Origin of the sequence: Aeromonas sp. Y293-4 (assembly GCF_027705905.1) — a bacterium.
GTDB classification, from domain to species: Bacteria; Pseudomonadota; Gammaproteobacteria; order Enterobacterales; family Aeromonadaceae; genus Aeromonas; species Aeromonas veronii.
On record NZ_JAPDCI010000001.1, the window covers coordinates 394,804 to 421,609 of the forward strand.

At 60.1% G+C, this 26,806-nt stretch carries 20 protein-coding genes, 1 tRNA gene and 1 riboswitch; of the genes, 9 read left to right on the forward strand and 12 right to left on the reverse strand.

All coding sequences use genetic code 11. The features are described 5' to 3' along the window. The first annotated feature begins 6 nt into the window (after positions 1 to 6). The gene (locus OKC31_RS01675) at positions 7 to 1,560 is read left to right on the forward strand and encodes a LysM peptidoglycan-binding domain-containing protein (RefSeq protein WP_247823107.1); all 1,554 of its coding nucleotides are present in this window, start codon (positions 7 to 9) and stop codon (positions 1,558 to 1,560) included. A gap of 160 nt (positions 1,561 to 1,720) precedes the next feature. Here OKC31_RS01675 and astE read toward each other — a convergent pair whose 3' ends face one another. Then, the gene (astE, locus tag OKC31_RS01680; protein ID WP_247823108.1) at positions 1,721 to 2,746 is read right to left on the reverse strand and encodes a succinylglutamate desuccinylase; all 1,026 of its coding nucleotides are present in this window, start codon (positions 2,744 to 2,746) and stop codon (positions 1,721 to 1,723) included. Positions 2,747 to 3,039: 293 nt separating this feature from the next. Then, positions 3,040 to 3,249: a DUF1127 domain-containing protein gene (locus tag OKC31_RS01685; protein WP_005337823.1), complete on the reverse strand. Its 210-nt coding sequence runs from the start codon at positions 3,247 to 3,249 to the stop codon at positions 3,040 to 3,042. 525 nt (positions 3,250 to 3,774) lie between these two features. Between OKC31_RS01685 and OKC31_RS01690 the strand changes: the two genes are divergently transcribed. Next, complete coding sequence (locus OKC31_RS01690) at positions 3,775 to 4,668, forward strand: DNA replication terminus site-binding protein (protein WP_106842629.1); 894 nt, start codon at positions 3,775 to 3,777, stop codon at positions 4,666 to 4,668. A 154-nt stretch (positions 4,669 to 4,822) separates the two neighbouring features. Here OKC31_RS01690 and OKC31_RS01695 read toward each other — a convergent pair whose 3' ends face one another. The 3 genes from OKC31_RS01695 to OKC31_RS01705 form a co-directional block, all read right to left on the reverse strand. Next, positions 4,823 to 8,698, reverse strand: coding sequence for a DEAD/DEAH box helicase (locus OKC31_RS01695; protein WP_247823109.1), 3,876 nt, complete (start codon positions 8,696 to 8,698; stop codon positions 4,823 to 4,825). A 434-nt stretch (positions 8,699 to 9,132) separates the two neighbouring features. Further along, positions 9,133 to 10,218: an ATP-binding protein gene (locus OKC31_RS01700; protein WP_247823110.1), complete on the reverse strand. Its 1,086-nt coding sequence runs from the start codon at positions 10,216 to 10,218 to the stop codon at positions 9,133 to 9,135. Next, complete coding sequence (locus OKC31_RS01705) at positions 10,215 to 10,943, reverse strand: response regulator (protein WP_270656038.1); 729 nt, start codon at positions 10,941 to 10,943, stop codon at positions 10,215 to 10,217. Before OKC31_RS01705 ends, OKC31_RS01700 begins: the two co-directional genes overlap by 4 nt. A gap of 157 nt (positions 10,944 to 11,100) precedes the next feature. Here OKC31_RS01705 and OKC31_RS01710 point away from each other — a divergent pair, with 157 nt between their 5' ends. Continuing rightward, complete coding sequence (locus tag OKC31_RS01710; protein WP_270656040.1) at positions 11,101 to 12,258, forward strand: efflux RND transporter periplasmic adaptor subunit; 1,158 nt, start codon at positions 11,101 to 11,103, stop codon at positions 12,256 to 12,258. Between the two features lie 15 nt (positions 12,259 to 12,273). Then, positions 12,274 to 15,408, forward strand: coding sequence for a multidrug efflux RND transporter permease subunit (locus OKC31_RS01715; RefSeq protein WP_270656042.1), 3,135 nt, complete (start codon positions 12,274 to 12,276; stop codon positions 15,406 to 15,408). Between the two features lie 86 nt (positions 15,409 to 15,494). Here OKC31_RS01715 and OKC31_RS01720 read toward each other — a convergent pair. Next, positions 15,495 to 15,584: transfer RNA gene (locus OKC31_RS01720), tRNA-Ser, on the reverse strand. Between the two features lie 439 nt (positions 15,585 to 16,023). Between OKC31_RS01720 and OKC31_RS01725 the strand changes: the two genes are divergently transcribed. Then, complete coding sequence (locus tag OKC31_RS01725; RefSeq protein ID WP_270656113.1) at positions 16,024 to 16,932, forward strand: L,D-transpeptidase family protein; 909 nt, start codon at positions 16,024 to 16,026, stop codon at positions 16,930 to 16,932. Positions 16,933 to 16,971: 39 nt separating this feature from the next. Further along, positions 16,972 to 17,961: a DUF481 domain-containing protein gene (locus tag OKC31_RS01730; RefSeq protein WP_247823115.1), complete on the forward strand. Its 990-nt coding sequence runs from the start codon at positions 16,972 to 16,974 to the stop codon at positions 17,959 to 17,961. A 66-nt stretch (positions 17,962 to 18,027) separates the two neighbouring features. Here the strand turns inward: OKC31_RS01730 and OKC31_RS01735 are convergent, their stop codons facing one another. The 4 genes from OKC31_RS01735 to OKC31_RS01750 form a co-directional block, all read right to left on the reverse strand. Beyond that, entirely contained in the window at positions 18,028 to 19,443 is a 1,416-nt protein-coding gene (locus OKC31_RS01735) for an SLC13 family permease (protein WP_005353291.1), read from the reverse strand. A 245-nt stretch (positions 19,444 to 19,688) separates the two neighbouring features. Further along, positions 19,689 to 20,414 carry a MaoC family dehydratase gene (locus OKC31_RS01740; RefSeq protein WP_270656043.1) on the reverse strand — a complete coding sequence of 242 codons (726 nt, stop codon included), beginning with the start codon at positions 20,412 to 20,414 and terminating at the stop codon, positions 19,689 to 19,691. A gap of 245 nt (positions 20,415 to 20,659) precedes the next feature. Then, positions 20,660 to 21,631, reverse strand: coding sequence for a 23S rRNA (adenine(1618)-N(6))-methyltransferase RlmF (gene rlmF / locus OKC31_RS01745; protein WP_270656046.1), 972 nt, complete (start codon positions 21,629 to 21,631; stop codon positions 20,660 to 20,662). A 148-nt stretch (positions 21,632 to 21,779) separates the two neighbouring features. After that, positions 21,780 to 22,268 (reverse strand): C40 family peptidase, encoded by a 489-nt coding sequence (locus tag OKC31_RS01750; protein WP_005334331.1) that lies wholly within the window; start codon positions 22,266 to 22,268, stop codon positions 21,780 to 21,782. A 275-nt stretch (positions 22,269 to 22,543) separates the two neighbouring features. Here OKC31_RS01750 and OKC31_RS01755 point away from each other — a divergent pair, with 275 nt between their 5' ends. Together OKC31_RS01755 and OKC31_RS01760 are read left to right on the forward strand one after the other, a co-directional pair. Then, positions 22,544 to 23,266, forward strand: a complete 723-nt coding sequence (locus OKC31_RS01755; RefSeq protein ID WP_270656049.1) for a 4'-phosphopantetheinyl transferase family protein — start codon at positions 22,544 to 22,546, stop codon at positions 23,264 to 23,266. After that, a complete protein-coding gene (locus OKC31_RS01760; protein ID WP_270656051.1) occupies positions 23,263 to 24,111 on the forward strand; it encodes a tetratricopeptide repeat protein in 849 nt (282 codons plus the stop codon). Before OKC31_RS01755 ends, OKC31_RS01760 begins: the two co-directional genes overlap by 4 nt. Positions 24,112 to 24,283: 172 nt before the next feature. Here the strand turns inward: OKC31_RS01760 and OKC31_RS01765 are convergent, their stop codons facing one another. After that, positions 24,284 to 24,526 (reverse strand): Lpp/OprI family alanine-zipper lipoprotein, encoded by a 243-nt coding sequence (locus OKC31_RS01765; protein ID WP_005334342.1) that lies wholly within the window; start codon positions 24,524 to 24,526, stop codon positions 24,284 to 24,286. Positions 24,527 to 24,751: 225 nt separating this feature from the next. After that, positions 24,752 to 25,405, reverse strand: coding sequence for a 3,4-dihydroxy-2-butanone-4-phosphate synthase (ribB, locus tag OKC31_RS01770; protein WP_005353300.1), 654 nt, complete (start codon positions 25,403 to 25,405; stop codon positions 24,752 to 24,754). Between the two features lie 104 nt (positions 25,406 to 25,509). Continuing rightward, a riboswitch (FMN riboswitch) is annotated at positions 25,510 to 25,666 on the reverse strand. 259 nt (positions 25,667 to 25,925) lie between these two features. On the opposite strand from ribB, the gene purU reads away from it, so the two are divergent. Further along, positions 25,926 to 26,762, forward strand: a complete 837-nt coding sequence (gene purU, locus OKC31_RS01775; protein ID WP_115544112.1) for a formyltetrahydrofolate deformylase — start codon at positions 25,926 to 25,928, stop codon at positions 26,760 to 26,762. Positions 26,763 to 26,806 lie beyond the last annotated feature (44 nt).

A 26,806-nucleotide genomic window follows, 5' to 3' on the forward strand; every position in this document is an offset into this window, starting at 1 on the left:
AACGAGATGAAGGTACGAACGGCCTTATTGGCAGCGCTGTTGCTCAGCGGCTGCCAAAACCTGAGCCATCAGGATGACCGGGCGCTAACGGCAATCGAGCCGATCAAGTCCCCCCAGGTCAAGAAAAAAGCGCATAAAAAACACTCTTCCCATTTCCTGTTTGGCGATGAACAGCTGGACGAAATGGAAGATACGGACAATCTGTGGGTGCGTATCAGCGATGATATGCAACTGGAAACTCCGGACAATGCGCGCATCCGCCAACAACGTGAGTGGCTGTTGCGCAATGATAAGCATCTGGCGACCATTGCCAGCCGGGCTGAACCCTACCTCTATCTGATGGTAGAGGAGATTGAACGGCGTGAGCTGCCAATGGAGCTTATTACTGTCCCGATGATCGAGAGCATGTTTGATCCCCATGCACGATCCCGCAGCAATGCCGTCGGACTCTGGCAGTTTGTGCCAGCGACAGGCAGAAACTTCGGTCTGCGCCACGACAACTGGTATGACGGACGGCGCGATGTGCTGGCCTCCACCAATGCGGCGCTCGACTATCTGGAGTACCTGAACCGCTTCTTTGACGGTGACTGGCTGCAAACGCTGGCCGCCTACAATGCCGGTGAAGGACGGGTGCGCAACGCCATCCAGCGTAACCAGCGCGCAGGCAAACCGACCGACTACTGGTCGCTCGATCTGCCCCGGGAAACCCGGATGTATGTGCCCAAGATCCTCGCCATGGCTGACATGATCAGCAATGCTGACAAATACAATATCAAGTTGCCGGTGCTCGCCAACGAGCCGAAGCTGCGAGTGGTGGAGACCGGCAGCCAGATCGATCTGAATGTGGCCGCCCAACTGGCCGGTCTGCGCACGTCACAGCTCAAGGAGGTCAATCCGGCCCTGAGCCGTGGCGTGATGTCGCCCCGTGGCCCTTACCGCCTGCTGGTACCGGTAGAGTATGCCGATACCCTGGAGCTGGCACTGGCCGATCTGCCCAAGAGCGAGCGTATTCGTACCCGCTCCTATCAGGTCACCAGTGGCGATACCCTGTCGCGCATTGCCCAGAATCATGGCGTCAGCGTGAACGAGCTGAAGCTGGCCAACAATCTGCGCAGCAACAACCTGCGTCGCGGTCAGCAACTGGTGATCCCGACCCACGGTCAGGTCAGCAGCAAGGCCAGCTCCGCCAGCAAACCGCAACAGCTGGCAAGCCGTGGCAGCAGCCAGAAGGCCAAAGTCAGCTACAAGGTGCGCTCGGGTGACAACCTGTGGAGCATCAGCCAGGCACACGGCGTCTCCCACGAAGAGCTCGCCAGGTGGAATGGTCTGACTGCCAAGTCGGCGCTCAAGCCAGGCATGAAGCTGGTGGTCTATCCCAAGCAAGGGAAGAAGAGCGACAAATCGATGGTGTATCAGGTTCGCCGTGGCGACTCCATCTCCTCCATTGCGGCTCGCTTCCAGGTGGCCATCAATGATGTGATGCGCTGGAACCAGCTGGATAAAGGGGATTACCTCAAGCCCGGCCAGGAGCTGACCCTGTTTGTGAAGAACAACAGCTAAGCCACACCACTTGAACCCGATAAAAAATGGGGCCAGTCATCTGACTGGCCCCATTTTTTATTACTGCGGCTAACCGCTGCTGTGTCTGAGCCACCGACTAAAACAATGGCTTGGCGCCGCCTGCGGATGCATCACCGCTCTGCAGGCAAAACTATCACCGCTATTCCCAAAGCCTTGTCGGCACCACCATCAGCACGGTGCGCTGACCAATCGCCACGTTGGCATTGGGGAAGACCACCGCCTCACGCGGCTTCTCGACCGTGTAGCGAAGCTCGCCATCCTCGGCCAGCACGAACCCTTGGGGGAATTCGGTGAAGTTGTCGACATCGCTGGCAAACAGGAAGCGAAAGTCCGCCGATTTTTTGGTGATCACCCGATCGATGGCAAACAGGGTGAAATCATCCGCCCGCCACGGCTCCAGCGCCACCTCATCCTGAGTGACCAGCTCTTGCAGCGCTTGGCGGGTTTCGATAAAGCGGGTCATATCGTTCTCGCCAAACGGGCGCACCTTGCCCAACTCCACCGTAAAGGCGTGGGCACCATGCTGGCGGGAGCTGTAGTAGCTGAAGGTCGTGGTCGGGCTGGCGGAGAGCAGAATAGTACGCACCCCGCAGGCGCCGAGGAACTGCACCTGCTCGCGGCAGTGGGGCCGCTCGTGGGGGAAGGGGTAGACGGCAAACTTCTCGTGGCGCGAACCGCGAATGGCGGTGTGCAGGTCGTAGTGGTAACGGGGACGAGCCGGATTGGCAAAGAAGCGGCTCACATACTGCTCGAGGCGCATGGCGCGGATCCGCTCCCGATTGCACAGCCCCTCCCCCTTGCTGTGTGCTCCGGAGAAGAGCCGGTTCATGTTCTCCTCTACCTCCCGCAGCCCCAGATTCATAGCAGCCGGATTGCCAAACAGGAACAGCACCCGATGACGGGCGCTCAGCTCGCCTGAGAGCAGACGACTCAGCAGCTGGTTGCAGATCTCGATGGGGGCGGTCTCGTTGCCGTGAATACCGCAGGAGAGGACGATATCCTTGCGCCCCCCCGGCTGGCCGCCCGCTCCGCTGGCAGGCTCCAGACAGATGACACCGGTATCCCAGACGCTGACTTGCGTGCCATCCGGCAGCGCAAAATCAAAGGGATCGAGCTGCCACTCGTGGCTGCGGGTCATGGCCAAAAAATCGTGCTGGGGAATCATCCGTCTCACCCTCTTGCGCTGGAACACTATGGCCGGATTATACGCAAGGCATCGCGGCTTAAAATCGTTTTTTAAACAAATTCAAACATTAACGATACAAGTGTGATAACAATCGAACGACGACAGCAATGGCAGTAGCAATGTGGAATAAAGAGGAGAGGAAAAAGGACCAACAAATAACAGGGGGAAAACGGGGGATATAAAACAGACAATGACAGACATGGCGGCCGGGCGCCACAGGGGAAGAACAGCAAACGACTCAGCAGAAAAACAAGGCATCCATGCCCGGCTGATCAACCACGCCAGAACGGCTTGGTGGTCTCTTGATAACGGTCAGCTTCGTTCAGGCCGATGTCTTTGAGCAGGTACTCGGGCAGTTCGGAGAGCTGGCGACGGCTGCGGCTGCGCTCCAGCCAGGTCAGAACGGTCATTTTAACGCGAGCAACCAGATTCAATTGGCTGGAATGCTGGTAACCGGTTTCGGTATAAGTCATGTTGGCCATGATGTGGCTCCTCTGAATATTTGTTTACGCACTGGGCTTTATTTGATGCGCAAAGCTTAGTCAGGGAGCAGGGCCGACTCAATTGACGAATTTTGATACGTTACATTAGTAAATCTAATGTCTAAAAATGGCCGGATTTAATTTTAACCATTTGATTTTAAAAAAATAATTATTTTAACGGTTGGCCAGCAGAGTCTCACAGCATATTGTGCTGCATGGCACCCATCTATATATGCATTTTACTGCTTTACATATGCAGGGATGGACAAGGTGTGAACAGCTGGCAACAGCGGAGTTACACATGGTTGTTAATTTAATGATCCTATGGCGATCTTTATTTAACACCCTGAAACATAAATAAAACCATCACCACATCCCCATTCAGAGGCGCACATTGCCCCCTCCTCAAAGTGCCTCTTGGCACTCCAACCGCATGCTGGTATGTTTATTTATACAGTAGTTTTGCTACCCGCAGCGATGTCATACCTGATGTCGTCAACAGCGGGTCAGACCACAGGATCATCGATGGATACCTTTACCCCGACCGCCGCCCTGCGTCAACAGATGGCCGCCATTGAAGCCTCTCTCAACCAGCTGGCCGATCTGCTTGGCCAGCTCGAGCTGCAGGAGGCCCATGTCTATCCTCTCCCCCCGGTTGCACAGGGGGAAGAGCACGACCCGATCGAGCAAATTGAGGTGGGCTATCTCAACGGTGAAGCCGCGCTGGCGGCCACCCTCGCCGCCTATCGGGACCACAGCGCCCGTCCCGGTTGTTCCACCAAGGCGACTCATCGGCTGCCCGGCTGGTTGCGCTTTCCTGCCGCCGCAGCCCCTTTGCTGCAACCGCTGATCGACCAAATCAACCAGCACAAGCTCGATTTCAAGGCGCTGGTGCAGCAGGCGGGGGGACGGGACGAGAAGTTCGAGCTGGTACATACCGCCCTGCCCGGGGTGATCACCCTGCAGGTCTACCGCAAACTGACCCTGTTGGCGGGGGAGCTGCAATCCCTCGGCTTTACCTGGGCCGACAAGCAGACCATCAATCGCCTCAGTCGCGAGCAGGTGCTTGAGATGCTGGAGCGCAGCCGCCGCTATATACCGGCCCTCTCCAACAACGAGGAGTGGAGCAAGATGGTGGATCAGGAGGTGTACGACATTCGCCGTCTGCCCGCCGATGCCGAGCTGCGGATCCGCCGCCCGGTCAAGACCCACCCGATGATCAACCTGCTCTGGTTGGAGCGCACCCCGCGCAAGCAGCAGATCAAGGCGAGCCTGCCGCTCTTGCTCTGCTCGGATACCCCGCCTGCGGTCACTCATCTGGGCAACTATCCCCCCAAGAGCCGGCAGGCGCGGCGGGATCGCAAGATTGGCGGCGAACCCATCATCGAGCGGCTGCACCTCTATCTCTATCAGGGGTGACTGGATCAGGGATAGCTGGTTCAGGGATAACTGCGCCGCCTTGCCGCGATAAACGAGTATCCCGCATCTGCGTCCCAAACGAGAAAAGGGAGAACATCTCTGGATGTTCTCCCTTTTCTGTATCGATAGACGGTGTGTAAGGCGGCGTCGCCAATCAGCCCATCAGCAGGGCCCGCAGGCTCTCCACATCCAGCCCGCGCACCTCGGACTGGCCGCTCAGCAACCCATCGGCCAGCGCCCGCTTCTCGTCGTGCAGGGCGACAATCTTCTCCTCCACCGTCTGCTCGCACACCAGCCGGTACACGGTCACCGGCTGGGTCTGCCCCATGCGGTGGGCCCGATCGCTCGCCTGATCTTCCACCGCCGGGTTCCACCAGGGATCGAGGTGCAGCACGGTATCGGCCTGGGTGAGGTTGAGGCCGGTCCCCCCCGCCTTGAGGCTGATGAGGAACAGCGGCACCTCCTCATGACGAAAACGCAGGATGGAGTCCTGACGGGACTTGGCAGAGCACCCCCCATCCAGATAGCAGTAGTCCCAGGACTTCTGCTCGATGCGGGCCCGCAGCAGACTCAGCAGATCAACGAACTGGCTGAACACCAGCACCCGATGACCGCCGTCGATCGCCTCTTCCAGCAGGGCCATCGCCTCATCAAGCTTGCTGCTGGTCTGCGACCACTCGGGCATCACCAGCTCCGGTGAGCAGCAGAGGCGGCGCAGCCGGGTCAGGCCACTCAGCACATGCATCAGGGCGCGGCCATCGGCGCTTTGCACCTGCTGCACCACTTCCCGCCGGGTCGCCTCGTAGAGCTGGCGCTCTTCGGGGGAGAGGCTGATGTGGTGAATGATCTCGGTCTTGTCCGGCAGCTCGGTCAGCACCTGCTGCTTGAGACGGCGCAGGATAAAGGGGCTGATCACCGCCCGCAGCAGCGCCATGTGCTGGGGATCCTTGACCGCCTTGCCAAAGCGACGCTTGAACTCGCCAAGGCTGCCGAGCAGCCCCGGGTTGATAAAGGTGAAGAGGCTCCACAGCTCCCCCAGATGGTTTTCGATGGGGGTGCCGGAGAGGGCGAGGCGAAAATCGCCGTCGAGCTGGAACAACAGCTTGGCGCGCTGGGTACCGGCGTTTTTGATCTGCTGCGCCTCATCAAGCACCATGGAAGACCAGCGGCGGGACTTGAGCGCCTCCGCCAGGCTGCCGAGCATGCCGTAGTTGATGAGGATCACCTGACCGCCCTTGGCCTCGCGAATGATCCCCTCCCGCTCGGCCGGATTCTCGAACACCACCACATCCAGCTCGGGGGCGAAACGGGCCACCTCCTCCTGCCAGTTGGTGACCACTGACTTGGGCACCACCACCAGCGCAGGGCCAAGGTGCTGGCGCATCCGCAGCACGATAAGCGCCTGCAGCGTCTTGCCCAGACCCATGTCATCGGCCAGACAGGCACCAAAACCGTGATGGGCCAGGGTCGCCATCCAGCGCACCCCCTCTTTCTGATAGTCTCGCAGGGAAGTAAGCAGCTCTTCCGGGCAATCGACCTCCTGCTGCCACTCCTGCTGCAGGGATTGCCACGCCGCATCCCCTTCGGTGGTAATGACCGAGAGCAGGCGAGTCAGGGGATAGGCCAGCTTGTTGTTGATGCGCTGCTCTTCATCGAGCATGGCCCCCAGCATGGTGAGCCGCTCCACCAGCTTGTCGCTCAGCATCAGGCTGGTCTTCTCGTCGAGCTGAACGGTGCGCTGGCCCGGGGTCATCTGGCGCAGAATAAGGCGCAGGTCGAGGATCTGGTGCTCATCGAGGGCCAGCGCCCCTTCGACCTGGAACCAGTCCTGCCGCCGCTCGATGCGCAGGCTCAGAGCCGCTTCATCGAGGCTCTTGAGGCGAGCGCTGTCCTGATGCCAGTGAATGACCACACCGGCATCCACCAGCTCGGGCAGGGCATTGACCAGCGCCAGCGCCTGCTCCCCCTGCAGCAGCCACTCGCTGCCGGGCAGGCCGATGGGCAATTGATTGCGCAGTAGCTGGGCCTGCCCCTTCTCGGCCGCGAGATCCCGCTGCCAGTAGTGGTACGCCTTGATCCCCTGCCGCACGATCGCCTCCCCCTTGCCAAGGGGCAGGGGCGGCAGATCCTCAAAGCGGGTCACCAGCTTGACCGACAGCTGACCATCCTGCCAATCCAGTTGCACCGAAGGAATGCCCGGCCAGGGAGCCAGTTCGGCGTTGCCGCTAAGCCCCGCAACCTGACTGTGCCAGGGGAGCTCGGGAATTGCGTCCAGGGTGCGTTGCAACTCGGCCAGCCCCTCGGCGGGCAGCAGCGGGATGGATTCGAGCGCTGGCAAGCGGTCGAGCAGCGGCTGCGGGGTGAGGATCAGCTGCCACAGATCCTGCGCCAGCGGCATGATATGGGCCCCGCGGGCGGCCGCATCGGGGCAGAGCTGCGCACTCATCCCCTGTTCGGTGGCAACCACCTGCAGCAGGGGGGCGCTGATGGCCAGTTGCAGCTTTTGCCCCTTGGCGTTGAACAAACGGGGGTGATCGGCCAGCGGCGCCCAGACATCCCGCGGCAGTCGTCCCATCACCCGTGGCAGGGTGCGGACCAGCGCCCAGTCATGCTCGTCGAGCATGGCGGCATACTGGGTAGAGAGCAGGGCCGGATCGACCCGGCGACCGGCGGTCCACTCCCCCTTGGTACTCAGCTTCTGGATCTTGCACTCCAGCTCGGGGCCGTCGGCATGGAGCAGCCACACCAACCGCTCCTGCGGCTTGCGCACGCCACTGGAGCGTCCCAGCCCCTGCAGCCAGTTGAGCCAGCTGGCAGAGGCCGCGGTTTTATCCTCATCCCCGTCATCATCCTGCTCATCACTGCCCTCTTGCGCACTCTCCTCACTGCCGCGCAGTTGGCACAGGGGCGCCCCTTTGGCCGCCTCGCCCAACAAGATGCGCAGCAGATCCTGACAAAACGCCATCAGGCGATGATGGGGCTCGGCATCGAGCAGATGGGAGAGATCCCACTTGTGCAACATGGCCACCTGCGGGCTCTGGGCACCGTGACGGGCCAGCGCGCAGAGATCGAGCCAGAGATAGCCCCAGTGGAGCTCCTCCACCGGCAGCTGCAGGGTATCGAACAGGCCGACCGCCTGGCCGTGTCGATCGCCCGCCCACTGACTGAGCAGGTCGGCAAGCAGGGGGAACTGGCCAGTCAGACTGCGCTGCCACTTCTTGCGCTGTTCGCTGGCGATGACGGGATCGGCCTGCTGCAACCAGCCAAGCCAGAGCAGGGCGCTGAATGAACGGGGCCACAGGCCCGCCTCACCCTCATCGGTTGCCTGCCACTGGCCCAGCGCGGTGAGCAGTCGCTCGCCAAGCGGGCCGTTCTGGCTCTGCTGGGCCAGCGCCTGCAGGGCTGGCCAGCCGGGGGCGGCATCCTTGTCCTCGCCGGTTGGCGATGTGCTCTCGCCATCCCCGCAGAGCCAGCGCCACTCCGCCTCGAACGCTTTGGCCCGTGCCTGCACCTCGGGGGCACAGCGCACCAGCGCATTGGCCAGCGGCCAGCGCTCTTCATAGGGGGCATCGAGCAAGAGTTGCAGCGAGAAGTGCTCCAGCAACATTTGCTGCCAGGCGGGGCTGGAGCCCGCCAGCAGTTGGTGAGCGTCCGGGGTATCGAGCAGGGTCAGCAGATCGCTGGCCGAGAAATAGGTGGGGATCTCCCCCGCTTTGCCGCGACAGAGCTCGCGCACCACCGCATGGGTGAGATCCTGCCCGGTCAATGATGGCACCCGGCTCCAGTCAGGCGCCTGGCAGAGACCGGCACGCACCCCCAAGATCAGCGCCAGCGTCCCCTCGGCGGTCAGGCTCCACTGCTGCTCCCCGCGCAATCTGACCAGCCCCGCATCCTGCAGTCGAGTCAGTTTATCGATCAGGGCATGGCCTATCGCCAGTTGTTCTTGCAGCAAACGGGTACTGGCAACGCGCTGCAATTGCAGGGTGGCGAGCAGGGCATAACTATCCGAAGAGAGGGTGGACGCAGACATCAAGACTCACGGGCAAGTGCAAAAGCGGAATTTTAACGGTAAAGCGCCAGCGGCTCGACCCTTTACCGTGAAATAACTCAAAAAAAAAACGGCCATCCATGATGACCGTCGAAAGTAACGAAGGAAATAGCCGGATCATCCGGTTACCTCCCACAGCGGGAAAATCGGGAGCGCTAGCCCCTAATTCGTGGAGCCAATGCTAGAGGTTGGCGCCCGAAAAAGCTTTGAAGCGGATCACAGTTGAAAAGGATTTCTGAAAACGGTTTCAATTTTTGACGGCTAAAAACCATGATTTCGCGCCAAATGAGCCATGTCCAAACCCCTCCTGCTCACCCGGCACAAGCGGTAGAAAACCCTATAACGGTCGTTTGTCGAACGCCCCTGTGCGGGCAGCTGTCAGCTGTATAGCTTCATCAGAACCTGCCGCCCGCAGGCTAGGTTTCAGGGCCACCGGACATGGCCGAGATGGGCCAGGAGAGCACGAATCGGCTCCCTCCCCGTCCGGTCGATTGGCAAACCGCGCTGCCGCCGTGCGCCTCGGCAATCGCCTTGACCACGGCGAGCCCAAGTCCGCTGCCGCCGCTCTTGCGCGAGCGTGACGGATCTCCGCGACGAAACGCATCGAAGATACAGACGGCGATCTCCTCGCTGATGCCTGGCCCCTCATCTTCCACACTCAGGACGCACACACTCTCCGAGCGATGCAGCCGCACGGTCAGCAGGCCCGGCAGCGCGTGCTTCTGGGCATTTTCCAACAGCGCCATCAGAGCCTGACGGATACGAAACAGATCGCAGCAGACATGAAGTTCGCTATCGAGCTCCCGTTGCAACACAAATCCGCTCGCCGCCAGAGGGCTGGCAAATGCCTCAAGCACCACGGCAAGCTCGTCGGCCAGCCTGACCTCGGTCCGCTGCAACTCCAGATGGCCGCTGTCGTTGAGGCTCAATACCCGCAAATCCTCGATCAGGTGATTGAGCCCCTCCACCTGACGCAGCAACCCCTCGAAGAGTTCGCTGCTGGGAGGAAATACCCCTTCGGCCAGCCCCTGCAAACGGCCGCGCAAAATGGTCACCGGAGTGCGCAATTCGTGGGCGATGGCGGCATTCCAGAACTCCCGCTCGCGGGTCATGCTCTGCAGCCGCTCGGCCATGGCGTTGAAGTCGCGCACCAGTTGCGCCGTCTCCCCGATCGCCTGCTCATCCTCCGGCACGCGGGCATCGAGTTTGCCCTCAGCCACCTCGCGCAGGCTGGTTGCCACCGAGTTGAGGGGAGTCAGGATGCGGCGAGAGAGGCGAACAGCCACGTACAGCGCCATCCCCAATGCAATGAGAATGGTGGAGCCGATCCAGATCATCTCGACTCTGGAGGGCACCCAGGTCTCGGAGATGCTGCCCGGCACAAACGCCACGGCGATGCCATAAAACACATAGGTGCCGATCACCGCGAGGGAGATGATGCCAAGCGTCATCAAGCCCAGAGAGCGGATGATCTGCCTGCGAAGGCCGGGCGCCGATTTCATGCATCGCCCCCGAAGCGATAGCCAACGCCCCAGACACTGGCGGGGACCCCCTGAATGCCGTGTGTCTCCAGTTTTTTGCGCAACTTGCTGATGTGGCTATCCACAGTGCGCTCCTGGGTATCCCCCTCCGGCAGGCAGTGGGTCAGCAGTTCGGCGCGGCTGAACACCCGTTTCGGCGCCCGCATCAAAGAGGCGAGCAACTTGAACTCGGTCAGGGTCAGCTCCAGCACCTGCTGCTGGTCATCGCGGAAAATGCTGGCCTCGTGGCTCTCCAGATCGATCTGAAACTGGCCGACCCGCAGCACATTCGCCGTGACAGGCTTTACGGCCCGGGTGCGCCTGAGCACGGCCTGCACTCGCGCCACCACTTCGGCCGGATTGAAGGGTTTGACCACATAGTCATCCGCCCCCATGCGCAGCCCCATCAGCTTGTCGAGATCCTGATCGAGGGCGGTCAGCATGATCACCGGCGTATCGCCACGCGCCCGGATCTCGCTGAGCACCTGCCAGCCATCCAGTTGCGGCATCTGCACATCCAGCAGCAGGAGATCGGGTTTGAATGCCTGATGCATGGCCAGCGCTTCACGGCCATCGGCGGCGTGCAGGGAGCGCAAGCCATGACGTTGCAGGTAAGCGGCGAGGATGTCGGCGATCTCGGCTTCATCCTCTGCAATCAGTACCAGTGACTGGCCCGCCGGGCTGGCGGAAGCATTGAGATGGGACATAGTCGGACTCGAAAAAAGGTGGCGTTGAACTTTATCATCGCCTCCATGGATTCTCCACAAAGCCTCGAATCATTCGCAATAGCCCCTCGCCATAATGGCCGCTCGATGCACTCTCCGGTCACATCACACCGGAGAGACGGTTTAACGAGGTGAGTGGATGAGGTTTGTAAAACAGCGGTATGCGGGCTCCCTGCTCGCCGTCATTGCCGCATTCGGGTTGGCGGGTTGCGATGTCGCGCCGCAAGAGCAGGAGGCACCCGCCCTTCCTCAGGTATCGGTGCTGACATTGACTGGTCGGGAGCTTGTCATCAGCGAGGATCTGCCCGCCCGGGTGGCGGCACTGCGCAGCGCCGACATTCGCGCCCAGATCAGCGGTATCGTGCAGCGCCGCCTGTTCGAGCAGGGCGCCGAGATCAGCGCAGGCACAGTGCTGTTCCAGATAAACCCGGCCCCCTTCAAGGCCGATGTCGACAGCGCCGCCGCCGCATTGCAACGGGCCGAGGCCGTGCTGGCTCGCGCCCGCATCCAGATTGAGCGCCTGCAGCCGCTGCTGCGCACCGACGCCATCAGCCGCCAGACCTATGACGATGCGGTCTCCCAGCGGGATCAGGCGGCTGCCGATGTAGCCCAGGCCAAGGCGACTCTGGCCCGGCACCAGCTGAACCTGCAATTTGCCAGCGTGGAGGCCCCCATCGCCGGGCGCATCGATCAGGCGCTGGTGAGTGAAGGGGCCCTGGTGTCGCCCACCGATGCCACCCCCATGGCCCGGATCCAGCAGATTGATCAGGTCTACGTCGATGTGCGCCAACCGGCCTCGGTGCTGGAATCCCTGCGCCAGCAAGCTGGCTCAACGGCACCGGAACTGGCGGTAGAGATCCTCGGTAGCAATGGCACACCGCTGGGAATGCAGGGGCGCATCCTCTTCTCCGGCATAGAGGTCGATGCCGGGACCGGCGACGTGCTGCTGCGGGTGCTGGTGGATAACCCTGAGCGGCGGCTGTTGCCCGGCCTCTATGTGCAGGCGCGCATCCCCCGTGCCCGCTATGCCAACGCCCTGACCGTGCCCCAGCAGGCGGTAGTTCGCACATCGGGTCAGACCAGCGTGTGGGTGTTGGATGGCCAGGGGCAGGCACAGCTGGTTCCGGTTAATACCGCAGAACTGGTGAATGGCCAGTACCGCATCGCGTCCGGGCTCAGTGCCGGGCAACAGGTGGTGATCGAAGGGATCGACCGTCTGACCCCGGGGGTTCAGGTCACTGCTTCCCCCTGGCAACCACCCGCTGTCAGCCAACCGGCTGACGGTGGCATTCGCTGAATCGGAGAGTTATCCATGCCGCAGTTTTTTATCCATCGCCCGGTGTTTGCCTGGGTGATCGCCCTGTTCATCGTGCTGGCAGGGGTCATCGCCATCCCCAAGCTCCCCATCTCCCGCTATCCCTCGGTGGCGCCGGTGTCGGTGACCCTCTATGCCACCTATCCGGGCGCCACACCGCAGACCCTGAACGATGCGGTGGTGAACCTTATTGAGCGCGAGCTGTCGGGAGTGAAGAACCTGCTCTACTTCGAGTCGTCGGTGGACGCCTCGGGCAGCGCGCAGATCACTGCCACCTTCAAGCCGGGCACCGATCCGGAGCTGGCCCAGATGGACGTGCAAAACCGCATCAAGGCGGTCGAGCCTCGCTTGCCACAAGCGGTGCGGCAAACCGGCCTGCAGGTGGAGTCCGCCTCATCCGGCTTTCTGATGATGGTCGGCATGACCTCACCGGATGGCCGCTTCGATGAAGTTGCCCTCAACGACTACATGGCACGCAATATTGTGCAGGAGCTGCGCCGCATCGACGGGGTAGGACGAGTGCAGCTGTTCGGCGCCGAGCAGGCCATGCGCATCTGGGTAGATCCGGCCAAACTCGCCGCCTACGGGCTGACCATCGGCGAGGTGGCGCAGGCCATCGAGCAGCAGAATATCCAGATTGCCCCGGGGCGCCTCGGTGACGAACCCTCCCTGCCGGGGCAGCGCCTGACGGTTCCCCTCACGGTTCAGGGGCAGCTGACGACCCCCGAGGCATTCGCCGCCATCGTGCTGCGAGCCGGTGGTGATGGCGCCAAGCTGGTGCTGGGTGATGTCGCCCGGGTCGAGCTGGGGGCGCAATCCTACGCCTTTTCCAACCGGGAGAACGGGGTAGCCGCCACCAGCGCCGCCATCCAGCTCTCCCCCGGCGCCAACGCCGTGCGTACCGCCGATGCGGTGCGCACCCGTCTAGCCCAGCTCGCTCCCACCCTGCCAGCGGGCATGGCCTATTCGATCCCGTTTGACTCGGCCCCCTTCGTCAAGGTCTCCATCGAAAAGGTGATCCACACCCTGCTGGAAGCCATGGTGCTGGTGTTTATGGTGATGTTTCTCTTCCTGCAGAACCTGCGCTACACCCTGATCCCGGCCATCGTCGCCCCCATCGCTCTGCTTGGCACCTTCGCGGTGATGCTGCTGGCCGGTTTTTCGATCAACTCCCTCACCATGTTCGGCATGGTGCTGGCCATCGGCATCATCGTCGACGACGCCATCGTGGTGGTGGAGAACGTCGAGCGCCTGATGGCCACCCGGGGGCTGTCGCCCCGGGAGGCGACGTCGCAAGCCATGAAGGAGATCACCGGGGCGGTGATCGGCATCACCCTGGTGCTCACGGCGGTGTTCCTCCCCATGGCGTTTGGCAGCGGCTCAGTGGGGGTCATCTACCAGCAGTTCACCCTGTCGATGGCGGTGTCGATCCTGATTTCGGCCTTCCTCGCCCTGACCCTGACGCCTGCGCTCTGCGCCACCCTGCTGCGTCCGGTCAGTCCGGATCATCATGAGAAGCGCGGCTTCTTCGGTGCCTTCAACCGGGGTTTCGAGCGGTTCACGGCAGGCTACGGTGCGCGGATAACCCGGCTGGTCGGGCGTAGCGGACGGATGATGGCAACCTTTGCCGCCCTCTGCACCGTGCTGGCCATCACCGCCGCCCAGCTGCCCTCCTCTTTTCTGCCGGACGAGGACCAGGGTTACTTCATGACCTCCATCCAGCTGCCGACCGGCGCCACCAGCGAGCGCACCCTTGAGGTGGTCAAGGCCTTCGAGGCTCACGTCGCCTCTCGAGAGGCGCTGGACACCAACCTGGTGGTGCAGGGCTTCAGCTTCTCCGGCGCAGGCCCCAATGCCGCCATGGCCTTCACCATGCTCAAAGATTGGGATCAGCGTCATGGTGCCACTGCAGCCGAAGAGGCAGATCTGGCACAAGCAGCCATGGCAAACATTCCTGAAGGCACGGTAATGAGCCTGCTGCCACCCGCCATCGACGAGCTGGGCACCGCCTCCGGCTTCACCCTGTTCCTGCAAGACAGAGCCAACCGGGGAGATGCCGCGCTGCTGGCCGCCCAGGCACAACTGCTGGAACTGGCCGCCAAAAGCCGGGTAGTCAGTGATGTGTATCCCGACAATCTGCCTCCCGGCGAGAGCATTCACCTCGAGATCAACCGACAGAAGGCCGAAGCCATGGGACTCTCGTTCGCCAGCGTGAGTAGTACCCTGTCGGCCGCAATGGGGTCGCTCTACGTCAACGACTTCCCCAACGGCGGGCACATGCAGCAGGTCATTCTGCAGGCCGACGCGTCGGCGCGCATGCAGCTCGATGACGTGCTCGGCCTGCGGGTGCGCAATGCCAGCGGCGGCATGGTCCCCTTGCGGGAGGTGGTGACACCGGAATGGCGCGAATCGCCGCAACAGATGATGCGCTTCGATGGCTTCCCTGCCGTGCGTATTGCCGGGGGGGCAGCGCCCGGCATCTCCAGCGGAGCGGCGATGGCGGAGATGGAGCGTCTGGTGGCGCAATTGCCGCCAGGCTTCGCATTGGCCTGGACGGGACAGTCGTTGCAAGAGCGCCAGTCGGCCGAGCAGGCCCCCCTGCTGATGCTGTTGTCGGCGCTGGTGGTCTTCCTGGTTCTGGCGGCACTCTATGAAAGCTGGTCGATCCCGCTCTCGGTGATGATGGTGGTGCCGCTGGGCCTGCTCGGTGCTGTCGCGGCCGTGATGCTGCGCGGCATGCCCAACGACGTCTTCTTCAAGGTGGGCATGATCACCATCATCGGTCTGTCGGCCAAGAACGCCATCCTCATCGTGGAGTTTGCGCGCCAGTTGCACAGCGAAGGGCGCTCACTGCTTGATGCGGCTGTCACTGCTGCCCGCCTGCGCCTGCGCCCCATTCTGATGACGTCGCTGGCCTTCACCCTCGGAGTGGTGCCCTTGATGCTCGCCAGTGGCGCCAGTGCGGAGACCCAGCACGCCATCGGCACCGGCGTGTTTGGCGGCATGATCAGCGGCACCCTGCTGGCCATCTTCTTCGTACCGGTCTTCTTCGTCTTCGTCATCGGCACCCAGGCGCGCATTCAGGCCTGGCGGGCACGGCGAGCATCCAACCGCATTCATCCGGATCGATGACCACAGATACACAGTCAGCCGGATAGTCCCTCAGCACATCACCAAAAGAAAAAGCCCAACCTGCTAAACAGGTTGGGCTTGGTATGTGGCGGAGAGACAGGGATTCGAACCCTGGGTGGCATTGCTGCCACAATTGATTTCGAGTCAATCCCGTTCGGCCACTCCGGCATCTCTCCGTGGGGAGAGAGTTTTACCCAAGCTGGGCCGAGGATGCAATAAAAATTTCTTAGATATCAAATGGCTGAATCAGATATCTGGGAGCAGGCTCACAATGCGGCGCGTGCTGTTCGCGTTGCAAGGCCACCCTGCATCCACCCGCCATTAACCCTCTCGTACACCCGGCCATTATCCATATCGTGATATTGCCCCATTGCCATCAGGCGTCTCTTTTTCCTGCTTGGCGCTCAAATTTATGGGTGATGCCGATTTTGGCTGGTTTCCTATGTATCCCCACATCATTACGGGTGCGCGGCAAGCTGGTAATCATGGGCTGATTGAGGAACAATCGCGCCATCCTGGCGGCTGTGTTGATGATGTCCCGCCCCGATTGAACTGATGGATCTTCTTATGCGATTGCCGAAACTCAAGCCCCGACCCTTAACGCCCGCCCTTTCCATGCTGCTGGCAGCGATCCTGCTCTGCGCGGCGCCGGCAGAGGCCAAACGCTACCCGCTGCCACCTGCCGGGAGTCGCCTCATCGGTGAGCTGGAGGATTACATCATCCAGCAGAATGAACATCTGGAACTGGTTGGCAAAAATACGCAAATTGGATTTTTGGCGCTGCTTGAAGCAAATCCGGGTGTAGATCCCTATTTACCCAAGCCGGGTACCCGCTTGACGCTGCCCACCCAGATGCTCCTGCCTGATGTGCCTCGCGAGGGAATCGTCATCAATCTGCCCGAACTGCGCCTCTACTACTTCCCCAAAGGGAAGAATGAGGTCATCGTGCTGCCCATCGGGATTGGCGATATCGGCCGCGAGACTCCGGAGATGACCACCACCGTCATCGAGAAGAATCCCAACCCGACCTGGGTACCCGGCCCCATGGTGCGCAAATCCTGGCTGGAGCAAAAAGGGATCACCCTGCCCGCCGTAGTGCCCCCCGGCCCGGAGAATCCCCTCGGCAAGTTCGCCATGCGCCTTGGCTATGGCAAGCGCGACTACCTGATCCACGGCACCAACAAGGATTTTGGCGTTGGCCTGCGGGTGAGCGCTGGCTGCATCCGGCTGCGACCTGACGATATCGAGGCCCTGTTCAAGATTGTGCCGATTGGCACGCCGGTGCGGGTCATCAACCAACCGGTCAAGGTCGCCATCGAACCGGATGGTCGCCGCTGGCTGGAGGTCCACTCCCCGCTATCTCGCACCGAAGAGGAGTTTGAAAATGGCGCCCCGCTGGTGCTATCACCGGCTATAGAGAACTTTATTAATGCACCTGACGTAATGCAGGATGAGGTGACGGCGGCGCTGGAGGGCAAAAATGGCCTGCCCCGCCCCATCAGCAGCCAACTTGTCAGTGGCTAAGTCACCAGCGCTCGAGTCGCACCGGAGTCACCTTACCTCATGAAATTCCTGCCCCTCCTATTCCTGTTGGCCTCTCACTCCTTGTGGGCCAAGGACATTCTCTGGATGAACAATGGCGATCGTCTGACCGGTAACATCGAGGAGGTGACCGAACAGTCGGTGCGCATCGCCCTGCCCTACAGCGGCGCGGTGACCGTCAAGCGGGAGGCCATCAAACGCTGGCGCATTGATAAAGAGGACAAACCCAAGGCAACGGCAAAGGGTGGGCTCAAGCTGTTCGAGGATGACCAGGATGAACGCAACGCCTGGCTCTGGACCGGCAGCGGCGATCTCAATGTCAAACTCAAACAGAATGACAAGCAGACCAACAACGTCAACCTCAAGTGGAAAAGCGAGCTGGCCAATCTGGACTGGCGTTACAGCTTCTCCGGTGAATATACCTATGAGACCGCTGACAACATCACCGACAGCCATGATTATCAGCTCAACCCTACGCTGGACTACTTCTTCAACCAGCAGTGGTTCTTGCGCACCTCACTCGATGCCGAATATGACATGCTGGATAAAGATCGCTATCTCTATATGGACTATGGCTCGGGGCCGGGCTACCGCTTCTGGAACGACAAACGCCGCCGACTGGAGCTGATGGCCCAAGGGGGATTAAGCCGACTCTACTTCCGTGAAGATAGCGAGGTTCCCAAGATTTTTCTGGGTGAACGGGTCATTGACTACCCCTTCGCCGGTTTTAACTGGGATTATCGCCAACCTTTCTCCCTCTGGCAGGAGAAAATGGAGCTGTTCAGCCAGGGGCGCTATCTGAAATATCTGGCACAAGCCTCCCCCTATTTCACCCGTAATCAGGATCTGAAAGGCAGCATAGGATTGCGCTACTACTTCAACGACCATCTACGCCTCTCCTGGTCGAGTGAGCTGGATTGGGAAGATGCTGACATCCTTGTCGACACAGGCAGCCCAGAACCCCGGGAGAGCGAATTAAGACACCTGCTCAGCCTTGGCGCCAGTTTCTAGCCTCGGATCCCCAACACGCAAAGAGGAGCCAAATCGGCTCCTCTTTGCTTTAGGCGAACAGGCTCGCTAGATCAGCCCCCAAGCGGCAATCTGGTAGATCCACACCATCGCCAGCAATGTGCCGACCAATCCCATGATGACGCCGATGCGCACCATCTGGTGACTCTCCACCAGACCGGTGGCGTGGGCCAGCGCATTGGGCGGGGTACTGATGGGCAGAGACATCCCGAGCGAGACCGAGATGGTAACCGCCAGGATCAGGGTATGACTGCCGCCCCACTCGGCCAGCTCCGGCATGCTGACCGCCAGTGCCGCCACCAGTGGCAGCAGCAGATTGGCGGTTGCGGTATTGGACATAAAGTTGGCCATCACCACTGCCAGCAGACAGGCGCCGACCAGCACCGCCAGCGTGGAGTATTCGTGGAACGGAATATGGGTGATGAGCCGCTCGGCCAACCCGGAGTCCTCCAGCGCCAGCCCCAGCGCGATACCGCCCGAGACCAGCCAGAGCACGTCGAGGGAGATCTTGTGCAGATCGTCCTTAGTGATGATGCCGGTGGTCAGGAACACAGCTACCGGGATCATGGCGACCACGTAGGAGCTCATGCCGTGCAGATCCCCCAGTAGCCAGAGCACTATGGTGGTGATAAAGGTGAGGTAGACCACCCAGGCGCGAGGGGTCTGCATAAAGCGCCCCTCAATCTTGAGATCCATCCGCTTGAGGGTGCTCGGGAAGAAGCGCCCCAGCAGGAACCAGCCAAGCAGCAACAGCAATACCACAAAGGGCACCGCAAATCCCATCCACTGACCGAACGAGATGGCATGCTCGCCGGTCAGGTATTTGAGGGCCACTGCGTTGGGCGGAGTGCCGATGGGAGTGCCGATCCCGCCGAGGTTGGCCGCCAGCGGAATGGCCAGCACAAAGCCGATTTTGGCCGGGTCCTTGTCGGGAAACGCCGCCAGCACCGGGGTAAGGATAGCCAGCATCATGGCGGTGGTGGCGGTATTGCTCATAAACATGGAGAAGGTGGCGGTGATCAACATCAGCCCCAGCATGACGATCCGGGGATCCTGACCGAACGGGCGCAGCAGCACCCGCGCCAGATTGACGTCCAGATGGTACTTGGTCGCCGCAATAGCGAGGAAAAAACCACCGAGAAACAGCATGATAACCGGCGAGGCAAAGGTCGCCATCACCTCGGTGGACTTGAGCAGCTCACCAAACCCCGGTTCAGCCTTGTCGGCAGTCATGAACCAGAGCCCCTTGTCGGAGAGCAGCAGCAGCTCCAGCACGATGATCAGCACCGAGGTAGCAAAGATAGGAATGGGCTCCAGGATCCAGCAGAGGGCGGCCAGCACGAAAATGGCCACGACCCGCTGCTCGATGACGGTGATCCCCTCCAGCGGGATCCAGTGGGTCGGGATCAGCAGGATGGTGAGGCTCAGCAGCAGTGGCAGAATAATCTTGTTATTGATGGGCACTATTGTCTCCAGGATCGGGAGTAAGAAGCCAATAGTGGCATAACATGCTATCGCCTCACGCGGCCAACTCGCCAAAATGAGAGCTGGCTAACTGCACGACGCACCGTTTTGTGAGTCATATCAAGCTGGGGTCGGCGCACTATGGCTGACGCCTCAACCCTTGCAACAAACAGGCAAAAAAACGGGCCCGCTGTTCGTTGCACACGACCGCGGGCCCGTTTCACCATTCATGCCGATGAGGGGGCTCAGAAGTAGATGCGGGTCACCGACTCGATGACGCAACCCGGGCGGCGGATCCCTTCGATCTCAACCTTGATCTCTTTGAGCAACTCCAATCCGCCCTTGATGGGGGTGACCCGGGCCAGCTTGGTGCGGGCGCGGATGTTGCTGTCCACCTTGATGGGGTACGGGAAACGTACCTGATCCAGCCCGAAGTTCACCACCATGCGGGCGGTCGGGAACTCGGGGGTGGCCTCATCGACCGAGCCGGTCAACTGCGGCAGCAGCGCCAGGGTCAGGAATCCGTGGGCGATGGTGGTCTTGAAAGGCGACTCGGCGGCCGCACGCTCCGGATCGGTGTGGATCCACTGGTGATCCCCGGTCACGGCAGCAAACTGATCGATCATCTGCTGGCTGACGTGCAGCCACTCGCCGACATGGGTCTCTTCACCAATGCGAGCCTGCAGGGCAGCATAGAGCTCGGCCGCCTCGGCCCCCAGCTCAACAGCGGGTTCCTGAGCCACGGCAGGCTGACCGTTGGCTACTTGTGCCACGGTTGCTGCATCCTGTTGCAGCTCGCTCTGGGACTCGGCTTGCAAGTCCAGCACACGCCCCAGCAAAGGGTGAAGATGTGCCTTTTGCTGAAACTCACGCCAGTAGTCGCGGATCGCCGGAGAGAGCCAATCCTTGAGCTCAAAGGGGTGCTGCGCCAGAATTTCGCGCTTGCGCTTCAGAAAATCGACAACTTTCATCTACCGATCCCTATTTGATTCAATGCCTGTAAAGAGGTCTAACCAGTCCTATTTTATTAAAGTTTCAGCTGTAAGTGCAAAAAAATCTCGGCGTACACCTGTACCAAGGCGGAAGTAACTACTTATACCATGTAAACCAGCACGATCTGCCAATGAGGAAATCGATTACCAAAGATGCCGCCGGCAGGGGAAACTCGCGGGATTCATAATGAAAAAAGGCCCTCATCGGGCCTTGTGGTGGGGACTCAGCGCGCGCTCGGCCAGCCGCTACGCAATCCCTCCTCATCCAGAAAGGACCAGGCGAGGATCCGGCTCACCTTGTTGCCCTGTGCCATGTCGATCACCCGTACCTGACGCGCCCCCACCCGGCTCAACGCCTTTTTCGCCCCCGGCAGGTTCTCCTTTTTCGACACCAGCGAGCTGAACCAGAGGCACTGAGTGGCAAACTCCTTGCTCTGGGCAATCATGTTGGCCAGAAACGCCGCCTCGCCCCCTTCGCACCAGAGCTCGGCCTTCTGGCCGCCGAAGTTGAGCACAGGAGCGCCTGTCACCTCCTTGCCCAGATTGCGCAGCTTGCGCTCCGTCCCCTTGCTCGCCTCTTCCAGCGATGCATGGAACGGCGGATTGCACAGCGTCAGGGCGAAGCGCTCCTTCGGCCCTATGATGCCGCGAAACACATGGTTGGGGTTGCCCTGCAGACGACACTCAATCTGGTTGCCTAGTCCGTTGCTCTTGGCCAGCAGGGTGGCCGCCTTGACCGAGACCGGATCGATATCCGATCCCACAAAACGCCAGCCATATTCGCGGCAGCCGAGCAGCGGATAGATGCAGTTTGCCCCCACCCCGATATCCAGCACCCTCACCCCCTTGCCGGTAGGGAGCTGGCCTGCGCTCTCGGCCAACAGGTCGGCCGCCCAGTGCAGGTAGTCCACCCGTCCCGGGATGGGTGGGCAGAGGTAACCGGCAGGCAAGTCCCAGTGGGCAATCCCGTAGTGATGGGCCAGCAGGGCGCGATTGAGGGTCTTCACTGCATCGGGATCGGCAAAATCGATGGTGCGGGTGCCGTAGTCATTGATAAAGACGTGGGCAGCCAACTCGGGAGTTCGCAGGCAGAGCGCCTCAAAGTCGTAACCCGCCTGATGGCGATTACGGGAGTGAAGTCCGGATTTGCGGTCGCCCGACTTGGGGCCACCGACTGATGGGATGCGGGGTTTCATGCTGAGCCTGCCGAAGAAAACGGGCCCACACTATAGTGATTTGACTCGGGAAAGTCTAAACGACGGCAATAAAAAACCGGGCTATCGAGCCCGGTTCAAGTGAGGTTGGAAAAACAGTCCGTACTGCGAGCCGTTTGTCCAGCCTGACTCAGATATCGATCCGGCGAGCTTGCCAGAACTTGTTGCGCCAATATTGGCTATCCAACTTGGAACGCGTCACACCGGCTCGAGTCGAGGCGTGGATGAATTCACCATTGCCGACATAGATGCCAACGTGGTTGAGACGACGATTGATTTTGAAGAAGACCAGATCACCCTCGACCAGATCCTGCTTGGAAACGCGCGTCCCTTCATGGACTTGGGAGCGGGTATCGCGGGGTAATTCGATACCGACGGCATTGCGGAACACTTCACGGGCAAAGGCGGAACAGTCGATACCGCGCTGGCTGCTGCCACCCATCCGGTACGGAACACCACGCCACTCTTTATATACAGTCAGGATTTCATTCACATCGGGTGTCTGGGAAGCTTCCGGTTCGATGACAGGTTCGACCATGGAAACTTCGATCTTGCTCGCGACCTCGGGTTGGGGTGCCGAGGCACAACCCACCATTCCGAGCGCGACCAGCAGTAGCATCAGGTGGCGCAATCCTTTATCCCCGCTAAATAGTAAATCTTGTTAAAATACGGCCCCAAAGGGCAATTTATAAGGCAACAGCACCCGACTATATCCAAGAATTCTATCGAGGCAAGTGAAAATCCCTATCAAGCTCACATTTTTGCAAGGAAATGCACGATTTTTCATAATTAATGTGATCATGCCCAAACAATATACAATCGCAAAAAGAGCCTTGGGCCTAATAGATAACTGGCTTTTATCCCTGCTTCAGCACCTTTTTAAAGTGAAAAATCATGATCGAAACCGATCTTTTTTTGTTAAAACCGGCCAGGGTATGCCAGGAACTGCTTGCTCAATTGCCTGAATGGCTGTCAACCGATGAGCAGCATATCTGGCAAGCCATGACCCATCCTGAACGGCGTCAGGAATATCTGGTGAGCCGCGCCCTGCTGCGCCAGTTATTGGCCGAGCGGCTGCAACAACCCGCCGCCAGTCTGCAATTTTGCAACGGCCCCCACGGCAAGCCCCGACTGCATGATGATGCTTGGCAGTTCAATCTGAGCCACAGTGGCAGCTGGCTGGTGTTGGCGCTCTGCCCGCATGGACCGCTTGGGGTGGATATCGAACTGGGCAAACGGCGGCATCATCCCCTCCCCCTGGCCCGCCGATTTTATGCACAGAGTGAATATGAGTGGCTCTGCACACTGCCTGCCCAAGAGCAGGAGAGCGCCTTCTACCGGCTCTGGTCACGCAAGGAGGCGGTACTGAAAGCCCACGGTGGCGGCATAGCGGCGGGACTGGAGAAGGTGCGGTTTCTCCCGGAGGAAGGATGGCGACTCGACAACCGGCTCGATGACACCCCTTATCAGGTACAGGATTGGCCCTTTGCCAGCGGCTGGCTCAGTCTCGCGGCGACGGCAGCCCCCGTGACCTTTTACCGGCTGGATGAGCGCTTGAATTGCCACTCGCTTAACCCCATGTTACTCAACACCCTTTCTGAAGAGTCCAACTCATGATCGTCGACATTACTCCCCAGAATTTTCACGCTGAACTTATCGATGCGTCCATGAAGAAGCCGGTCGTCATCTATTTCCATGCTCCGCAGATGCCGGAGTGTCAGGGGATGACACCGCTGATCGAATCACTGGTTGGGCCCGCCAATGAGCAGGTCACCCTGGCCAAGGTGGATATGAACGATCCCCAGTTGCAGCCGCTGGCCAGTCAGCTCGGCCTGCGCGCCCTGCCGGCGCTGGTGCAGTTCCATCAGGGTCGCCCTGACGAACAGGGGATCATCGAAGGACCGCAGGATGAAGCCACCCTGCGCCAGTATTTCGCCGCCTTCGCCCCCAAAGAAGAGGAAGAGTTGCTGGCCAAGGGGCAACAAGCACTGGCTGACGAGCAGCCCAGCATCGCCTATGCCCATCTGACCAAGGCACACCAGCTGGCTCCTGAACGTCACGACATCAGCCTGTGGCTGATCCAGGCCGCGCTCGACCTCAACCTGCTGGAGGAAGCGCAGGAGCGCCTCGGCACCATCCCGATGGCGGCGCAGGATAGTCACTTCCATACCCTGAGCTCACGACTGGCGCTGGCCCTGCAAGCGGCAGACAGCCCGGAGCTGCGCGCGCTGGAAGCCCGCCATGCAGAACAGCCTGATGATTTTGCCCTGGCTCAGGAGCTGGCGGTGCAATACAACCAGGCTGGTCGTCAGGAAGAGGCGTTGGGACTGCTGCTGGAGATCCTCAAGCGGGATTTGGCATTCGGCGATGCCAGAAAGACCTATCTCGATATTCTGGCGACCATGGGCAGCACACCGGCGGCACAGAGCTACCGTCGCAAACTCTATAGTCTGCTCTACTGATCGGAATCGAACTGGCTGGTAATGATGGGGGAGTGCCGGGAGACCGGCATGACCTCATGGGTCAAGTACGAAGAAGGTACTGTGGGAATAAGGTGCTGTGGGAATAGTGGAGATACTGTGAATTTCAGGCAAAAAAAAATGGCGCAAAACTGCGCCATTTTTTTCGCATGGATTACTTCTTGTAGGAAGTAGCCATGTTGTCGATGCGCTGGTTAGCACGCATAGCTTCTTGCTTGGCTTCGGCAACATCAGCAGCGATTTTGGACTGATCAGCACGAACTGCGCTAACATCTTGAGCCAGTTGGTCAACTTTGTTAGACAGATTCTGAACGGAAGTTTCCAGTTCGCTGGTGTTTGCACAACCGCCCAGCAGAGCGGACAGACCAACAACACCTACCAACAACAATTTTTTCATTTTTAAAGCTCCCTTGAACTCGCCAGACGTTTAGCAAGCGGCGTGATTATGGCACAAAAAAATCCTACTTTGCATAGTCCCCACCACAGATAAATGCATTAAAACCCTCATTTTTTTTTGAATGAACAGTTTTTGTCCAGATTCGTCTAAAAAATGAGTGCCGTGTGGTGGGGGCACGGACAAAGGTTAACCAAATTTTTGCCTTATTACAATTTCGTATGAGGCTCAGGCTGTACGTTCTGACAACAATTGACGATATTGCACCAGATCCTCGATGGTCAGCACCGGCATCTGGTGCTTGCGACCGAACGCAACCAGATCTGGCAGACGCGCCATCGAGCCATCTTCTTTGGTCAATTCACACAACACACCAAACGGTTTGAGACCAGCCAGCAGCATCAGATCGACCGTCGCTTCGGTATGACCACGGCGGGTAAGCACCCCACCGGTTCGCGCACGCAACGGGAAAACATGACCCGGGCGGTGCAGATCACCCGGTTTGGCGCCGTCTGCGATGGCTGCACGGATAGTGGTGATGCGATCAGCCGCCGAGACACCGGTCGTAACCCCCTGCGCCGCTTCGATGGTCACGGTAAAGGCGGTCTGGTAGTGACTGGAGTTGGCCTCCACCATCATCGGCAGTTCGAGCTGGCGAACCCGCTCGTCGGGCAGGCAGAGGCAGACGATGCCGGAGCACTCGCGGATCATCAGCGCCATCTGTTCATTGGTCATGGATTCGGCGGCGAAAATGAGGTCGCCCTCGTTCTCCCGATCTTCATCGTCGGCCACCAGCACGCCGCCTCCGGCACGCAAGGCAGACAGAGCCGCTTCGACACGGGCAACGGGATCACCGAATTCACTGAGTAGAGACTGATTCATGGTAAAACTCCTAAACAAGACAAGGACCAGAATCAGGGCATGGAAAGGCAGACAGAGACGGGCATGCCGCGGCCAGCCCACAAGGGCCAACACGGCAAGGTCTGTCTTATCCTCTTTCATCCGGACTATGACCGTCGGCTCCGGCATCTCACCGGATCTGCTGACCCCGACCCGGCAATCAGCCAAGTCGAGCGCTCGCGGGCTCCCCGAGTCAATCGGGATACCGCCGGTGGGGAATTGCACCCCGCCCTGAGAATAAGCGCAGACAGCCTAAAGAAAAACGGTTGCAGATACCAGCCAAAATCCCCTGCAGGCTGAAAAGCGTTTCAACATTGCGCCCGGGATCCAGCTCTGAAGCCCGCTCGCCAGCACGAGAGGCCATGACTGGCGAATTTCTTTATGGCGCGGATCGGTTTATGGCATAGTTCCCGAAACCAAAAAACAGGGCCCGAAAAGAGAGCCTGAATAACGCTGCCGGCGCAGACAGCAGCGCCAACACCACAAACGGAAAATGACAGAGATGGAAAAGAAAATACTGCTCACGGATTGCCCGGATGCCAAAGGGCTCATCGCCAAGATCACCAACATCTGCTACAAGCATCAGCTCAACATCATCAAGAACGATGAGTTTGTGGATCACGAGAATGGCCGCTTCTTTATGCGTACCGAGCTGGAGGGGCGCTTCAACGACGAGACCCTGCTGGCCGACCTCGATGATGCCCTGCCCACCGGTGCCCAGCGCCGTCTGGTCAAGGCGGGCAAGAAGCGCATCGTCATCCTGGTGACCAAAGAGACCCACTGCCTCGGCGATATTCTGATGAAGAACTACGCGGGCGCGCTGGATATGGATATCGTCGCGGTGATCGGCAACTACGACACCCTGGCCGAGCTCACCGGCAAGTTCGATATCCCGTTCCACACCGTCAGTCACGAGGGTCTGAGCCGGACCGAACATGAGGAGCAGGTTCGCGCCATCATCGACGGCTATGAGCCTGACTATGTGATCCTGGCCAAGTACATGCGGGTGCTGACCCCGAGCTTCGTCGAGGCCTATCCGCGCAAGATCCTCAACATCCACCACTCCTTCCTGCCCGCCTTCATCGGTGCCCGCCCCTACCGGCAGGCCTTTGATCGCGGCGTCAAGCTGATCGGTGCCACCGCCCACTTCGTGACCGACGATCTGGATGAAGGCCCCATTGTCGAACAGGACGTGATCCACGTCGGTCACGCCTTCAGTGCGGACGACATGGCCAAGGCGGGTCGGGATGTGGAGAAATCGGTGCTGAGCCGCGCGCTGGAGCTGGTACTGAACGAGCGGGTGTTCGTCTACGGCAACAAGACGGTGGTCTTCAAGTAATCCGCCCACACGGCACGTATGCAAACGCCAGAAACAACAACGGC